Source organism: Methyloversatilis sp. MC4-4 (assembly GCF_049843555.1).
GTDB lineage: Bacteria > Pseudomonadota > Gammaproteobacteria > Burkholderiales > Rhodocyclaceae > Methyloversatilis > Methyloversatilis discipulorum_B.
The window spans coordinates 1,166,950-1,181,632 of sequence record NZ_JBBHZK010000002.1 but is presented as its reverse complement, the minus strand read 5'-3'; the positions used below and the strand labels follow the sequence as shown (position 1 = coordinate 1,181,632).

13 protein-coding genes are annotated in these 14,683 nt (G+C 67.6%); 4 read left to right on the top strand and 9 right to left on the bottom strand.

The window, feature by feature from the left end; all coding sequences use genetic code 11:
- Positions 1–13 precede the first annotated feature (13 nt).
- From kdpA to WDZ97_RS12345, 5 genes are all read right to left on the bottom strand, one after another.
- A complete protein-coding gene (gene kdpA, locus WDZ97_RS12365) occupies positions 14–1,753 on the bottom strand; it encodes a potassium-transporting ATPase subunit KdpA (RefSeq protein WP_425762913.1) in 1,740 nt (579 codons plus the stop codon).
- Positions 1,753–1,842 carry a potassium-transporting ATPase subunit F gene (locus tag WDZ97_RS12360; RefSeq protein WP_020163373.1) on the bottom strand — a complete coding sequence of 30 codons (90 nt, stop codon included), beginning with the start codon at positions 1,840–1,842 and terminating at the stop codon, positions 1,753–1,755. Before WDZ97_RS12360 ends, kdpA begins: the two co-directional genes overlap by 1 nt.
- A gap of 125 nt (positions 1,843–1,967) precedes the next feature.
- Complete coding sequence (locus WDZ97_RS12355; protein WP_020163374.1) at positions 1,968–2,912, bottom strand: phosphatidate cytidylyltransferase; 945 nt, start codon at positions 2,910–2,912, stop codon at positions 1,968–1,970.
- A gap of 44 nt (positions 2,913–2,956) precedes the next feature.
- On the bottom strand, positions 2,957–3,556 hold the full coding sequence (locus WDZ97_RS12350; RefSeq protein WP_425762912.1) for a lysophospholipid acyltransferase family protein: 600 nt from the start codon (positions 3,554–3,556) through the stop codon (positions 2,957–2,959).
- Positions 3,550–4,275: a CDP-alcohol phosphatidyltransferase family protein gene (locus tag WDZ97_RS12345; protein ID WP_425762911.1), complete on the bottom strand. Its 726-nt coding sequence runs from the start codon at positions 4,273–4,275 to the stop codon at positions 3,550–3,552. Before WDZ97_RS12345 ends, WDZ97_RS12350 begins: the two co-directional genes overlap by 7 nt.
- 233 nt (positions 4,276–4,508) lie before the next feature.
- On the opposite strand from WDZ97_RS12345, the gene msrB reads away from it, so the two are divergent.
- Positions 4,509–4,982 carry a peptide-methionine (R)-S-oxide reductase MsrB gene (msrB, locus tag WDZ97_RS12340; RefSeq protein WP_304006730.1) on the top strand — a complete coding sequence of 158 codons (474 nt, stop codon included), beginning with the start codon at positions 4,509–4,511 and terminating at the stop codon, positions 4,980–4,982.
- Positions 4,979–5,572, top strand: a complete 594-nt coding sequence (gene msrA / locus WDZ97_RS12335; RefSeq protein WP_425762910.1) for a peptide-methionine (S)-S-oxide reductase MsrA — start codon at positions 4,979–4,981, stop codon at positions 5,570–5,572. The genes msrB and msrA overlap by 4 nt, the downstream gene beginning before the upstream one ends.
- Positions 5,573–5,912: 340 nt before the next feature.
- Here the strand turns inward: msrA and WDZ97_RS12330 are convergent, their stop codons facing one another.
- From WDZ97_RS12330 to WDZ97_RS12315, 4 genes are all read right to left on the bottom strand, one after another.
- Complete coding sequence (locus WDZ97_RS12330) at positions 5,913–6,278, bottom strand: YciI family protein (protein ID WP_304006734.1); 366 nt, start codon at positions 6,276–6,278, stop codon at positions 5,913–5,915.
- Positions 6,279–6,761: a VOC family protein gene (locus WDZ97_RS12325; RefSeq protein ID WP_425763019.1), complete on the bottom strand. Its 483-nt coding sequence runs from the start codon at positions 6,759–6,761 to the stop codon at positions 6,279–6,281.
- Positions 6,762–6,869: 108 nt separating this feature from the next.
- Positions 6,870–9,509, bottom strand: coding sequence for an EAL domain-containing protein (locus WDZ97_RS12320; protein ID WP_425762909.1), 2,640 nt, complete (start codon positions 9,507–9,509; stop codon positions 6,870–6,872).
- Positions 9,510–9,571: 62 nt separating this feature from the next.
- A complete protein-coding gene (locus WDZ97_RS12315) occupies positions 9,572–12,088 on the bottom strand; it encodes a sensor domain-containing protein (RefSeq protein WP_425762908.1) in 2,517 nt (838 codons plus the stop codon).
- A 288-nt stretch (positions 12,089–12,376) separates the two neighbouring features.
- On the opposite strand from WDZ97_RS12315, the gene WDZ97_RS12310 reads away from it, so the two are divergent.
- Together WDZ97_RS12310 and WDZ97_RS12305 are read left to right on the top strand one after the other, a co-directional pair.
- The gene (locus WDZ97_RS12310) at positions 12,377–13,225 is read left to right on the top strand and encodes an ATP-grasp domain-containing protein (RefSeq protein WP_425762907.1); all 849 of its coding nucleotides are present in this window, start codon (positions 12,377–12,379) and stop codon (positions 13,223–13,225) included.
- A 61-nt stretch (positions 13,226–13,286) separates the two neighbouring features.
- Positions 13,287–14,546 (top strand): Hsp70 family protein, encoded by a 1,260-nt coding sequence (locus WDZ97_RS12305; RefSeq protein ID WP_304006739.1) that lies wholly within the window; start codon positions 13,287–13,289, stop codon positions 14,544–14,546.
- Positions 14,547–14,683 lie beyond the last annotated feature (137 nt).

Sequence of the window (14,683 nt, the reverse complement as noted above, 5' to 3'; positions counted from 1 at the left end):
GATCCTGAAAACCTCAGCGATACAGGTTGATGTGCTCGACCACGGGGCCGAGCGCCAGCGCGGGCAGGTAGGTGAGCGCGCCCACCAGCAGCACGGTCAGCACCAGCAGCACGACGAACATCGGTCCGTGCGTCGGCATTGCGGCGTCCTGCGCGGCGGCGGGATCGCGCACGGCGCGGGTGCGGGCGGCCAGCGCGCCGGCCAGTGCCAGTACCGGCACGATGACGGCGAAGCGGCCGAGCGCCATCGCGATCGCCAGCGTCAGGTTGTAGAAGGGGGTGTTGGCAGACAGCCCGGCGAAGGCGCTGCCGTTGTTGTTGGCGGCCGACGAGAAGGCGTACAGCACTTCGGAGAAGCCGGCCGCGGCCGGATTCAGCAGGCCGGCGCGACCGGCCTCGCTGCTCACCGCGAGCGCGGTGCCCGACAGCACCAGCAGCGGCGTGACCAGGATGGCGACGGCCACCCATTTCATTTCCGCCGGTTCGATCTTCTTGCCCAGGTAGGCCGGTGTGCGCCCGGTCATCAGCCCGGCGACGAACACCGCCAGCACGGCGAACAGCAGCATGCCGTACAGCCCCGAGCCGACGCCGCCGAACACCACCTCGCCGAGCTGCATCAGCAGCATCGTGATGCCGCCGGCCAGCGGCGTCAGCGACGCGTGCATCGCGTTCACCGCACCGCAGGACGCCGCCGTCGTGATCGCCGCGAACAGTGCGCTGGCGGCGATGCCGAAGCGCACCTCCTTGCCTTCCATATTGCCGCCGGCCTGCAGCGCACTGGCGGCCTGGTCCACCCCGAGCGCGGCCAGATGCGGGTTGCCTGCCTGCTCCAGCGACATGATGCCGATCACCGCGGCAACGAACAGCACGGTCATCGCCGCCAGCAGCGCCCAGCCCTGACGACGGTCGCCGACAAGGCGACCGAAGGCCATGCACAGCCCGGCCGGAATCGCGAAGATGGCCAGCATCTGCAGCACATTGGTCCACGCCGTCGGGTTCTCGAAGGGGTGGGCCGAATTGGCGTTCATGAAACCGCCGCCGTTGGTGCCCAGCATCTTGATTGCCTCCTGCGAGGCGACCGGACCCATGGCCAGCGTCTGCGTGCCGACCGTACCCGCATCGGTATGCAGCGGTTCGAGCAGCGTGACCGTCAGGTCGGGCGACAGGTTCTGGACCACGCCCTGCGCCACGAACGCCAGCGCCAGCAAGAAGGACAGCGGCAGCAGCAGCCACAGCGTGATGCGCAGGAGGTCGACCCAGAAATTGCCGATGCCGCCGGCGCCGCTGCGTGCGAAGCCGCGCATCAGCGCGAAGGCGACCGCGATGCCGGTGGCCGCGGACAGGAAGTTCTGCACCGTCAGGCCCAGCATCTGGGTCAGGTGGCTCATCGTCGACTCGCCGCCGTAGCCCTGCCAGTTGGTGTTGGTGACGAAGCTCACTGCGGTATTGAGCGCCGAATCCCAGGTCGGCGCGGCGAACTGCTGCGGATTCAGCGGCAGCCCGGGCTGCAGCCGCTGCAGCGCGTACAGCGCGATCACGCCGATCAGGTTGAACAGCAGCAGCGCGTCGGCGTAGCCACGCCAGCCCTGCTCCTCACCGCTCACGCCACAGGCGCGCAGCAGCGACGCCTCGATGCCGGCCAGCGGTCGCGGCGCCCGTTCCGACACCAGGGCCAGCCAGCGACCCAGCGGCAGCGCAATCAGCCAGACGGCCAGCACGAAGCCGCCCAGCAGCATCCACATCTGGGCGGTCATCACAGATCCTCCGCGCGCCACAGCGCCCACAGCAGATAGACGAACAGCGCCGCGGCCAGCGCGGCGCAGATTCCGTACAGCGTTCCCATCACGATCCCTCCGCAGACGATGTGCGAAGACTAGGCGGGCACGTGCAAAGACTGTCTATAAATCGTGGGCGCCGCTGTATACGCGGCGTAAACGTGCCGGCCGCGCAGACTTCGGCAGCGAACGATCAGGGCGTGAAGAAATAGCGCGTGAGGTGGAAGAACACCGGTGCGGCGAAGCTGACCGAATCCATGCGGTCCATCATGCCGCCGTGGCCCTGGATCATGCTGCCCCAGTCCTTCGCGCCCAGGCTGCGCTTGACCGCCGACAGCACCAGCCCGCCGAGGAAACCCATCACGACGATGGCGGCCGACATGCCGGCCGCCTGCAGCGGCGTGAAGGGCGTGATCCACCACATCGCGGCACCGATCGCGGTGGCCGACAGCGCGCCGCCGACGAAACCTTCCACCGTCTTCGACGGGCTCACCACCGGCGCGATCTTCGTCTTGCCGAACAGCTTGCCGAACACGTACTGCAGCACGTCGCTCAGCTGCACCACGAGCAGCAGGTAGAACAGCAGCAGCGCGTTCTGGCCGGCGTAGTCCGGAATGTCGAGCAGCAGCAGCGCCGGCACGTGGCTGATGCAGTAGATGGTCAGCATGACGCCCCACTGGATCTTGGCCGCGCGTTCGAGGAAGTGCTCGGTGTCCTGCGCCAGCACCGACAGCGAAGGCAGCAGCAGGAAGCCGTAGACGGGGATCAGGATGGAGAACAGCGCGTACCACTGGTCGGCGATCAGCGCGTACTGCAGCGGAATCGCGATGAAGAAGGACACCGACAGCGCGCGGTGGTCGCCCGGCCGGGTCGGCGTCAGCGTCATGAATTCGCGCAGCGCGAACCACGATATGAGCGCGAACATGACGATGGTGGCCATCTTGCCGAGCATGAAGGCGACCGCGAACACGGCCACCATGATCCACCAGGCCTTGATGCGCGCATTGAGGTTGTCGACCACGGCGCGGCCCGACTCGCCGCTGACCCGCCGCGACAGCACCCAACCGATCAGCGACGACAGCAGCAGCACGGCACCGATGCCGCCCATCAGCCAGTAGAACTTGTCCTGTGCGCTCATTCCGTTTCCTTTTTGTTGTCGCGCGGCAGGCCGGCCGCGTCGGTTCAGGTCAGATCGATAACCGCGCGCCGGGCGCGCTCCAGAAACGCCGTTTTGTCTTCACCCTCGATACGCGCCAGCGGCGCGCCGAAGCGCACGGTGCAGATCAGCGGCACCGGGAAGAAAGTGCCCTTGGGCATGCAGCGGTGCAGGTTCTCCAGATACACCGGCACCAGTTCGACCTCGGGGAAGCGCTCGGCCAGATGGAACAGCCCCGCCTTGAACGGCCCCGGCAGCGGCTGCAGATTGCGCGTGCCTTCCGGAAAGAGGATCAGCGAATCGCCGGCCGCGAGCGCCTCGGTCAGCGGTGCCAGCGGGTCTTTCGTCGCCTCGCTGCGCTGGCGTTCGATGAACACCGCGTTCAGTCCGCGCACCGCGATGCAGCGGCGCACCGCGTCGGTGTTCCAGTAGTCGGCGGCCGCCACCGGCCGCGTGTGCCGGCGCAGATCGCGCGGCAGCGCCGACCACAGCGCCAGCGTGTCGATATGACTGGAGTGGTTGGCGAAGTAGATGCGCTGCGCCGGCGACGGCGCGCTGCCCTGCCAGCGCGGCGCTGCGCCCACCAGCGCGCGGGTGATTCCGATCAGCAGCGCGGAAATCAGCATGACGGTGCCCCGGCGGTGAGCTGACGCGCGATGCCCTGCGTGCGCGTGACGCAGGTGATCACCGAACCGGCGGCGATGACCACGCAGGCCGCCTGCAGCGCCCAGTGACTGCCGGCCCAGGCCAGTTCGCCGGCGCCGATCAGGCAGGCCGCGGTCATCACGGCCATGCGGTGCTGCTTGGCCATCGGCCCGCGGAAGCTCTGCGCCAGACCGAGCGCGCCGCCGAACACCCGCACATAGGCGGTCAGCGCCGCCGTCAGCGCGCCGAACCAGCCCAGCGCTGGCCAGCCGACGGCGTAACCGAGTGCGACGATGAGCAGCGAGTCGGCGACGCGATCCGGAAATTCGTTGTACAGCGCACCCAGCGCCGACTTCTTGCCGCCCTCGACCGCCACCATGCCGTCCAGCAGATTGCAGATCAGCCGCCCCTGTATCGCCAGCGCGCAGCCGATCAGCCCGGAGGGTGTTGGCCTCCACAGCAACAGCGCCGCACCGGCCGCGGCGAACAGGATGCTGACGACGGAAATCTGGTTTGGCGTCACGTCGGTGCGCGCCAGCCAGGCCGCGCTGCGCTGCGCCCAGCCGGCCGAGCGGGCGGCAATCGGACGGCGGTTTTCGTCCGCGTCGTCTTTCGGACGGCGGTTTTCGTCCGTATCGTCTTTCGGAGGGCGGTTCTCGTCCGCGTCGTTCACTTGAGGCAGGTCGTCCGCATCGTTCATGTTCTTGGGCTCCGCACGGGTGGTGGGATACGGCGCTGGCATTCTGCCCGGAATGAACGCCGGCGTCATGGGTGGGCCGTCGCCTGCGCTTACGTCGCGTCGATGTAAGCATCGGACACCGTACCCGGTCTTCTGCGGTATCGATCTGGGACGCGGCGCCGGCGGAACCCCGCCCGGCGCTCCGGCGTCCGAAAGTCAGTCCCGTACAGGGACGACACCGTGGAGGACACACCATGAACCGCCGCCAACTGCTCGGCCTGCTTGCGCTGCACGGCCTGGGCTTCGCCGCCCTGCCGCTGCGCGCCGACGCGCCGGCGTCGCTGAAACTGAGCGACGCCGAATGGAAGAAGCGCCTGACACCGGCGCAGTACGCCGTACTGCGCGAAGAAGACACCGAACGTCCGGGCAGCAGCCCGCTCAATGCCGAGAAGCGCCGCGGCACCTACCACTGCGCCGGCTGCGACCTCGCGCTGTTCTCGTCGGACGCCAAGTACGAAAGCGGCACTGGCTGGCCCAGCTTCCACACCGCGTTGCCGGGCGCAGTTGGCACGAAGACCGACTACAAGCTCATCCTGCCGCGCACGGAATACCACTGCGCGCGCTGCGGCGGCCATCAGGGCCACCTGTTCAACGACGGGCCGGCGCCGACCGGCAAGCGCTACTGCAACAACGGCGTGGCGCTGCGCTTCGCGCCGGCGGCGGCATGAACACCCTGCGCACGTTGGCCGGATTCGTTGCGTTGCTGGCGCTGAGCGGTGGCGCAATGGCGCAGACCACCGCCCGCGCCACCTTCGCCGGCGGTTGTTTCTGGTGCGTCGAAGCCGATTTCGACAAGGTCGACGGCGTGCTCAAGACCACCTCCGGCTACACCGGCGGAAAGACCACGAATCCGAGCTACGAAGAGGTGTCGTCGCATGCCACCGGCCACGCCGAGGCGGTGCAGATCGAGTACGACCCGGCGAAGGTGAGTTACGACAGGCTGCTCGACGTGTTCTGGCACAGCATCGACCCGACAGTGAAGAACCGGCAGTTCTGCGACATCGGCACGCCCTACCGCACCGCCATCTTCGCCCACGATGCCGCCCAGCTCGACGCCGCCCGGCGCTCGCTTGCCGCGCTGGAAAAGAGCAAGCCGTTCAAGGCGCCCATCGTGACCGAGATCCACATGGCGGACACCTTCTACCCGGCCGAGGACTACCATCAGGACTACTATCGCAAGAATCCGGCCCGCTATAACTACTACCGCTGGAGCTGCGGCCGGGACGCGCGCCTGCGCGAACTGTGGGGTGTGAAGTAGGCGGCTGCTCCTCCAGGAGGTGCCGTCGACCTGCCGCCTGGGCCTGGGTCGGGACTCTGTGGGAGGGGTCTTCTGACCCCGACTGCGGCCTGTATCGGAGCCGGCGGACTGTGACGGCCGCGTCGCGGCCAAGGCCGCTCCCACAAGAATCCTGTGCGATCAGTGGCTGGAGCCGGATTCTGTGGGAGGGGTCTTGACCCCGACAACAGCCTGAATCGAAGTCTGAGGACTGCAACGGCCGTGTCGCGGCCAAGGCCGCTCCCGCAGGGACATGCCTGATCAGCCGACGTGGCCGTTTTTGTGGGAGCGAGCTTGCTCGCGATGCAGTTGGCAGCGGCTGTCAGCCCGGCGCCTTGCTGTCGTCGAAGCAGGGGCCGAAGCCGCGGACTTCGACCGTGGCCCAGGCGGCGGCGGGGCAGGCGAGTGCGATGTCCAGCGCCTGCTGCCGGTCGTCGGTGGCCAGCATGAAGAAGCCACCGATCATTTCCTTCGCTTCGGCAAACGGGCCGTCGACCACCTGCGTGCGGCCGTCGCGAACCTGTACGCGCGTCGACTCGACGCGCAGCGATTCCGACCCCATCAGCAGGCCGCGCGCGGCGAGGCCTTCGCCGAAAGCCACCATCTGTGCATAGAGGTCGCGGCCTTCCGCTTCGGTACGGGTGGCGCGCTGGCCGACCGGTTCGATGATGAGCAGCATGTGCGGCATTCAGGTCTCCTTGGTGACGCTTTCGGGGCAGGGGTTCGCGCTGGCGGCGAGCAGTTCTTCGGGGCTCACGTCGCGCACATGGGTGGCGATCGCCCAGACATGACCGTTCGGGTCGATCACCCGGCCATAGCGGTCGCCCCAGAACATGTCCTCGGGCGCCATCTGCGCGGTCGCACCCGCGGCGACCGCCTGCGCGAACAGCGCGTCGACATCGGGCACCTGCAGGTGCAGTACGACCGGTGTGCCGCCGTAGCTGTTCGGGTCGCGCATGAACCATTCCGGGTGGGCGTCGACGATCATGACGACGGAGTCACCGATGCGCACCTGCGCATGCAGGATTCTGCCCTCACTGCCGGGCAGGCGCATCAGTTCCGTCGCGCCGAAGGCGCGCACGTAGAAATCGATGGCGGCTGCCGCGTTGTCGCAGACGAGGTGCGGGGTGACGGTGTGCATGCCCGCGGGCACGGGCTGGGGTGAGGTCATGGCCGGATCTCCTTCGAGGGTGAAGTGGACCGGCACGCACCGGTCCTGCCCGGTCGACGAAGCAGCCGGCGCGAAATCGACAGCACGCCCGATGAATGTCCGCCTGCTTCAGCGCGTGCGCTGCAGATCCTCGCGCAACAGACCTTCGAACTCGTCGGCCGGCAGCGGCCGCGCGAACAGGTAGCCCTGGAAGAACTGACAGCCGTTGCCGGCCAGCGCATTGCGCTCGTCTTCCGTTTCCACGCCTTCGGCGATCACCTTGACACCCAGCGCCGAGGCCAGCGCGACCACCGCGCGGACGATGGCCAGATTGCCCTCGCTGGCTGGCAGGTTGCGCACGAAGGATCGGTCTATCTTCAGTTCGTTGATCGGCAGGCTCTGCAGATAGGCCAGCGACGAGTAGCCGGTGCCGAAGTCGTCGATCGAGAAGCGGATGCCGCGTGCGCGCAGCCGCTGCATCACGTCGATCGCGCCATCGACGTCGCCGAGCAGGATGGACTCGGTCAGTTCGAGCACCACCTTGCCCGGCGGTGCGCCGGTGCGCGAGATGGCCTCAAGCACCGAATCGGCGAACTCCGACTGGTAGAGCTGGGCGGCACTGATGTTGATCGCTACCGACAGATGGGCGGTTTCCGGTTTGCGCGCCCAGCGCGCGAGCTGTTCCAGCGCGTCCTCCATCACCTGCAGGCCGAGTGCGGGCATCAGGCCGGCGCGCTCGGCCACCGGTATGAACTGCACCGGCGGGATGAAGCCCTTGTCCGGGTGGCGCCAGCGTGCGAGCGCCTCGGCCGACACGATGCCGCGACCGTTCTCGACCTGCGCCTGGTAGTGCACGCAGAACTGCCGCGTCGCCAGCCCGGTGCGTATTTCGTCTTCGAGTCGAAGCCGCGCGGTGACGGTTTCCTGCATGACCGGGTCGAAGAAGTGCAGCCGGTTCTTGCCGCGCTGCTTCGACTCGTACATGGACAGGTCAGCGCGACGCAGCATTTCGTCGATCGAATGCGTGCTTCCGCTGAACATCGCGATGCCGATGCTGGCGCTGGTCTGGCGCGTCTGACCGTCAAGTACGTAGGGACGATTGAGTGCGGCCAGCATCGCCTCGGCCACGCGCTCCGCCTGTTGCGCGGCGTCGATCGAGTGCTCCGGCAGGTCGGCCAGCAGCACGACGAATTCGTCGCCGCCGAAGCGCGCGACGGTGTCGGTCTCGCGCACGATGTCGCGCAGCCGGGCACCGGCCTTCTGCAGCAGCAGGTCGCCGTTGTGGTGACCGAGCAGATCGTTCACGTTCTTGAAGTCATCGAGGTCGATGAACATCAGCGCGCCATGGCGCGAGGTGCGTGACGTCGATGCCATCGCCTGACCGAGCCGGTCGGACAGCAGGCGCCGGTTCGGCAGTCCGGTCAGTGCGTCGTAGAAGGCGAGCCGGCGTATCTCGTCCTCGGCCGCCTTGCTGAAGGTGATGTCCATGAAGGCGGCGACGTAGTGCGTCACCATGCCATCGGCGTTGCGCACGGCGCTGATCGACAGTCGCTCCGGATATACCTCGCCGTTGCGCCGCCGGTTCCATATTTCGCCCTCCCACACGCCATCGGCGTGCAGCTTGGACCACATGGCGCGGTAGAAGGCGGTGTCGTGCCGGCCGGATGCGAGCAGGCTGGTGCGCTGGCCGATCGCCTCTTCGGCACTGAATCCGGTGATCGCGGTGAAGGCCTTGTTCACGCGCAGGATGACGCTGTAGGCGTCGGTGATCATCATGCCCTGCTGCGATTCGAAGGCGATGGCGGCGATGCGCTGTTCTTCCTCCAGCCGCACGCGGTCGGTGATGTCGCGCGTCAGCAGCACCACCGCGCGGCGGCCTTCGAAGGGGGCGTCGAGCGCTCTGGCGCGCGCCTCGAACACGCGCGGACCGTCCCGCGTGTCCAGCGTGTATTCGAGCATCTGCGCGCTGTCGGACTGCAGTGTCCGGCGCACGTAGTCGTGGAACATGGCCGCCTTTTCCGGCGGCAGCACATCGCGCATCAGCTTGCCGTTCAGCGACTCCGCGTCGGCGACGAGCAGCTTTTCGTCCGGCGCGCGTATCTTCAGATAACGCCCATCCTCGTCGAGCACCATCAGCACGTCGGGCACCGCTTCGGTGATCGCACGCATGCGCGCCTCGCTGTCGCGCAGCGCCTTGCCCGTGCGCTGACGTTCGTCGAGGTCCAGCAGCAGCATGCCGAGCAGCGCGGTGGCCGGCGCCAGCGTGAGCAGATAGGGCAGGGCCAGCATATCGAACACGCGTTTGGCGGTGTCACCGGGCAGCCCGAGGAAGGACAGCAGCGCCACGACATGCACCACGACACCGAGGCCGAGGAAGGACAGGAAGCCGGGCGTGACCTTGCCGCTGCGGACCAGCACGCGCATCAGCAGGCCGAGCAGCACCGAAAAGGTGATGACGCCGACGCCGACCAGCGCGCCGCCGCCGCCCAGGTGCAGGCGGTAGGCGGCGGCCACGGTCCCGGCGATGGCGCCGACCAGCGGGCCGCCGAACAGCGCGGCCATGCTGAGCACGGCGGAACGACCGTCGAAGATGACGCCGGGGGTGAGGGTGATCGGCATCATCATGCCGACCACGCACATGACGCCGAAGATCAGTCCCGAGCCGATCGCCCGGGCGGCGTGGCGCTCACCCCAGAAGCGGGCGTTGAAGCCCTGCAGCAGGCTGAGCGCCAGGATCAGTGCAGTGGCCTTGATGAGGTCTAGTGCCATTCTCTCTATTTGACGTGCGGGCTGCGGGGCCATCCGGCAGGGCGCCGGACGAGTGGTGCATTTCAGCCATTCTCGCGCAACCAGGCTTCAAAGTGTTCGGCCGGCAGCGGTCGCGAGAACAGGTAACCCTGTGCGTAGTCACAGTGTGCCGCACGCAGCAGCTCGAGCTGGTGGATGGTTTCGACGCCCTCGGCGATCACCTGCATGCCCAGCTTGTGGGCCATCACGATCATCGCCTCGCACAGTGCAAGCTCGCTGGAGTCGCGCGACAGACCGCGCACGAAGGACTGATCGATCTTCAGGTAATCGATGTCGAACTTCTTCAGGTAGGACAGCGAGGAATAGCCGGTGCCGAAGTCGTCCAGCGACACCTGGACGCCGGCGTCGCGCATCGCGTAAAGGCAGTCGAGCGCCGGTTCGTCGGCCTCGACCAGCATGCCCTCGGTGATTTCGACCGCCACCAGACTGCCCGGCGCGTCGAGCTTGCGCAGCAGCTCGACCACACCGGGGTAGTCGCCGTTGCGATTGCGCAGCTGCAGCGGCGAATGATTGATGCTGATCTGCACCGTGTCGCCGAGGCGCTGCTGCAGATGGCGCGCGAAACCGACCGCGGTGCGCGTGATCCAGTCGCCCATCGGCAGGATGAGACCGGTCTCTTCGGCGATCGGTATGAATTCGGTCGGCGACACGTGGCCGCGTTCGGGGTGCTGCCAGCGCATCAGTGCTTCGGCCTTGCGCACGCGGCCGGTCGCGATCTCGACGATGGGCTGATAGACCAGGTGGAACTGGCCGGTGGTCAGCGCGGTGTGCATGTCCGACACCAGGCGCAGACGGCGTTCGGAACTGGCCTGCATCGACGGCGTGAAATAGCTCATCCGGTTGCGTCCGGCGCGCTTGGCGTCGTACATCGCCTGGTCGGCCTGCTTCAGCAGATCTTCCTGGCTCTGCGCGCTGTCCGGATAGAGCGTAATGCCGATCGAAGCCGACACATAGACCAGTTCGTTGAACAGCTGGAAAGGCTGATGCAGTGCACTCAGTATCTTGCCGGCGATCTGCTCGACGACGTCCGGGTGCTCCAGCCCGCCCAGCACCACTGCGAATTCGTCGCCGCCGAAACGGGCGACCGCGTCGGTGTCGCGCATGCAGCCGGTGATGCGCTGGGCCGCCTGCTGCAGCAGGCTGTCGCCGGCCGGGTGGCCCAGCGTGTCGTTCACCTCCTTGAAGCGGTCGAGGTCGATGAACAGCACCGCCAGCTGGCGACCGCTGCGCTGGCTCAGCCGCATTTCCTGGCGCAGGTGATGCAGCAGCAGGTGGCGGTTCGGCAGGCCGGTCAGCGCGTCGTAGTTGGCCTGCTTCCAGATGGTCTGTTCGTTGATCTTCTTGTCGCTGATGTCGCGCACGATGCCGAGCACGGCGGGTTCGTCGCGATAGGTGAAGCGGGAGGCGATCAGTTCGATCCACAGCGGCCGATCGCGGTCGCGGTTCAGCAACTGCACCTCGTAGCGACGTTGCGGTTCCGGGCCGGAACCGATGCGGCGCTCGTAGCGTTCGCTCCACAGTTCGAGGAAGTCGGGGTGCAGCACGTCGGCGAAAGTGAGGCCGGTGAATTCCTCGACCGTATAGCCCAGCATGCGCGGCAGGGCCGGATTGACGAAGACGAAGCGGTGCTCCTGCGCCACGAACACGCCGTCGGCCATCGCGTCGAGCAGCGCACGCTGGGTGGCTTCGGCGCGCTCGAGCTCGGTCTGCACGCGGCGACGTTCGGTGATGTCGGTATGGGTGCCCACCATGCGCAGCGGCCGGCCGTCGGCGTCATCGCTGATCACCTTGCCGCGGTCCAGTATCCATTTGTACTCGCCGTTGCGGCAGAGCATGCGGTGCTCGTTGCGGTAGCCCGGCGTGCGGCCGTCGAGGTGAGCCTGCACGTCGGCCATCACCCGCGGCAGGTCGTCCGGGTGTACGCGTTCCGACCATTCGGACAAGGCGTTGTCGATTTCCTGTTCCTCGTAGCCCAGCATGGTTTTCCAGCGCGGGCTGAAAAAGACGGTGCCGTCCTGGATGTTCCAGTCCCATACGCCGTCGCCGGCACCTTCAAGCGCGAACTTCCAGCGCAGCTTGTTGGCTACCAGGTCGCGTTCGGTGCGCTTCTGCTGACTGAGGTCGCGCCAGGTGGTGATGAACACCTCGCGGCCGTCGATGGCGATGGTGGTCAGCAGTACCTCGATCACGACCTCGCTGCGATACGGGCTGCAGATGGTCCACTCGAAGCGGTGGCTGCCTTCGCGCCGCGCGATGTCCATCATTTCGCGCGCCTTGTCGTCGGACGCACGGCCATCCGGCTGGTGCGCCGGCGAGATGTCGGCCGGACGCAGCGCGATCACCTCCTCGCGGGCCGGGAAGTTCAGCATGCGCATCGCCGCCGGGTTCCAGTCGGTGAACACGCCCGACTCGACGTCGAGCAGCAGCATCGGGTCCGGTATGCGCTCGAACAGCAGGCGGAATCGCCGGTCGCCCTCCACCTGCCCGTGTGCAGGCCGTTCTGAATAGGTGGAGTTCGATGGATGCGGGGTTGAAGTCAAGGTTCTGCTGCTCGTCCGGATTACCAAAAGGCCCGCCATGCTCGCATCGGCGGCGCTCGCTTCAGATATCGGCGCGCCGCTGGCGGACTGTACTTGTGCATTGCAAAAAATGTTTTCTTTCATGAGGATGGCGAGTGCCCTGCGCACCTGACGGATACGGTGCGAGGGTGCCCGGCGCCGGTATCATGGCGCCTCTCTCAGCGGCTGCAGGCGTACGCACCGGACGTCGCCAGCCCCGCCTTCCACCACACGTCCAGCACCCGTCCACGTCAAGGATTCCGTTCCGCCATGAGCGCCCGTCCCGAGATCGCCTTCGTCACCTGCGCCGACATGCCCAAGCCCGACAGCGACGCCGAACTGCTGATGGCCACCTGCGGCGTGCCGGTCGATCTGGTCGCGTGGGACGCCGACGTCGACTGGTCGGCCTATCGCTGCGTGCTGCTGCGTTCGCCCTGGGACTACCACACGCGCCTGCCCGAATTCCTCGCCTGGGCACGGCGGGTCGATCGCTGCAGCCGGCTGCTCAATCCGTTGCCGGTGATCGAGTGGAACAGCCACAAGCGCTACCTGTTCGACCTCGCGGCGCGCGGTGTGGACATCGTGCCGACGCGCTTCATCGAGCGGCGCAGTGCAGAGGTCGCGCAGGTGCTGGCTGAATTCGGCAGCGGCGAGGTGGTGGTGAAGCCAGCGGTGTCGATAGGCGCTTTCGGAGCCTTCCGTGGCGCCGCCGACAGTGCCGCCTGCGCCGATCACCTGCGTGCGCTGGCCGCCGAGGGTGACGTGCTGCTGCAGCCCTTCGTGCCGGGCATCGCGGACGGCGAGGTGTCGCTCATCTTCTTCGGCGGCCGCTATTCGCACGCGGTGCGCAAGGTGCCGCAGGCCGGCGACTACCGTTGCCAGGACATCTGGGGCGGGGTTGCCAGCGCACACGCGCCGGCCGACGACGAATTCGCGCTGGCCGAGGCGGCGCTGGCGGCCGCACCCGGCCCCTGCGCCTACGCGCGCGTCGACATGCTGCGGCTGCACGGCCGGCCGGTGCTGATCGAGCTGGAACTGATCGAGCCCTCGCTCTTCTTCGACACTGCGCCGGGCAGCGAACGCGCGCTTGCCGAAATCGTGCGCGCGAACGCATGCTGAACTTGCACGCGGTGCGCCGCCCCCGTACGCTGCGCGGCCTTCCGCACCACCGCACTGCCCGATGAACACCTCCGCCTGCGGCATCGACTTCGGCACTTCGAACTCCACCGCCGCCATCCACGACGGCCCGCTGGCTCGCCTGCTGCCGCTCGAAGACGGCAAGCCCACGCTGCCGTCCGCGGTGTTCTTCAATCTCGACGAGGATTCGATGGCGGTCGGCCGCGCCGCGCTGGCCGAATACCTCGAAGGTTTCGAAGGCCGGCTGATGCGTTCGATGAAAAGCCTGCTCGGCAGCGGCCTGATGGATGCCGGTACCGACGTCGGCGGCCGTCACCTGGCTTTCCGCGACCTGATCGGTGGCTTCATCGGCGAAGTGAAGAAGCGTGCCGAGACGGCGGCGCAAACGCGCTTCGAACAGGTGGTGGTTGGCCGCCCGGTGCGCTTCGTCGACGACGACGCCGAGGCGGACAAGCTGGCCGAAGACACGCTGGCCGACATCGTGCGCCGCGCCGGCTTTCGCGACGTGAGCTTCCAGTTCGAGCCGATCGCCGCCGCGCACGCCTTCGAGCAGACGGTCGAACGCGAATCGCTGGTGCTGGTGGTGGACATCGGTGGCGGCACCTCCGACTTCTCGCTGGTGCGGCTGTCACCCGAGCGCCGACGCCATGTCGATCGCAGCGCCGACCTGTTGGGCAATACGGGCGTGCACATCGGCGGCACCGATTTCGACAAGCGTCTGTCGCTCGCCTGCGTGATGCCCGAACTGGGCATGGGCGGCCTGCTGGCCAGCGGCGCCGTGCTGCCCAACAGCACTTACTTCAACCTCGCCACCTGGCACACCATCCACCTGGCCTACCGCCGCGACGTGCTGCCCGGTCTGCAGGACATGGCGCGCGACGTGGTCGATGGCCGTCGCTTCGAGCGGCTGTTGCGCGTGCTGCGCGAGCGCAGCGGTCACCATCTGGCGATCCGCTCGGAGGCGGCGAAGATTGCGCTGTCGGACACGCCACGGGTCGATCTCGATCTGGGCGTGGCCGAGGCGGGCCTGCACGTACCGGTCAGTCGTGCCGCGTTCGAGGACGCCATCGCGGCCGAGATCGCCCGAGTCGGCGACGCCGCGCTCGCTTGCGTCGCCCAGGCGGGTCTCGCGCCGTCGGCGGTCGATACGCTGTTCTTCACCGGCGGCTCCAGCGGCGTGCCGGCGCTGCGCCAGGCCCTGGCCGCCCGCTTCCCGGACGCGCAGCCGGTCGAGGGTGATCTGTACGGCAGCGTGGGCTGCGGTCTCGCCGTGGTGGCGCGCCAGCGCTACGGCAGCGCCTGACCTTCGGGTCGGCATCGCGAGCACGCTCGCGCCCACGAAGCCCGGCCCGAGCCAAGACTCGCGAGTGCTTTTGTGGGAGCGGCCTTGGCCGCGACACGGCCGCCGCTGTCCGCGGGCTTCGATCCAGGCGGCTGTCG